At 36.1% G+C, this 716-nt stretch carries 3 tRNA genes; all 3 read right to left on the reverse strand.

Annotated elements, in window-relative coordinates:
- Positions 1-119: 119 nt before the first annotated feature.
- A tRNA-Lys gene (locus tag BWI92_RS26240) sits at positions 120-192 on the reverse strand.
- Positions 193-273: 81 nt separating this feature from the next.
- Positions 274-346, reverse strand: a tRNA-Lys gene (locus BWI92_RS26245).
- 80 nt (positions 347-426) lie between these two features.
- Positions 427-499, reverse strand: a tRNA-Lys gene (locus BWI92_RS26250).
- Positions 500-716 lie beyond the last annotated feature (217 nt).

Consider the following 716-nt stretch of genomic DNA (forward strand, 5'->3'; position numbering starts at 1 on the left):
GAATTTCTTCATAATCGTTTATTTTTGAATCATTTATAAAGATTATAAAAATAGTGTAGAAAAATATAAAAGCTGTAAAACAAAAAAGGTWAAACGTCTATCAGTGCTAGACATCTCGGTGATCCCGCTGGGACTCGAACCCAGGACCCATACATTAAAAGTGTATTGCTCTACCAACTGAGCTACGGAATCGGTACTTATTTCTTACGATTTACATCGCAAAAGCTAAGTCAAAAATTTATCTTAAAACATCTATCGTGCTAGACATCTCAGTGATCCCGCTGGGACTCGAACCCAGGACCCATACATTAAAAGTGTATTGCTCTACCAACTGAGCTACGGAATCGGTACTTATTTCTACGATTTACATCGCAAAAGCTAAGTCAAAAATTTATCTTAAAACATCTATCGTGCTAGACATCTCGGTGATCCCGCTGGGACTCGAACCCAGGACCCATACATTAAAAGTGTATTGCTCTACCAACTGAGCTACGGAATCGTTGCATATTAAGAAGCGTTTTCAGTATTTTTGTTGTTCTGTTTCGTTTTCCTTAATTGCGGTGCAAAACTACTACTTCTAGAAACATAATGCAAGCCATCCATCTAAAAAAAGTTATATTTTTTTATTTTTCTTCGTTACGATTCCGCAACTTTCTAGGTGTCTGGACAATACAGCTTCACTAAAAAATGCAGATTCTTTATACAAAATTCAAAAT

It is taken from the genome of Flectobacillus sp. BAB-3569, from assembly GCF_002270355.1.
GTDB classification, from domain to species: Bacteria; Bacteroidota; Bacteroidia; order Cytophagales; family Spirosomataceae; genus Flectobacillus; species Flectobacillus roseus.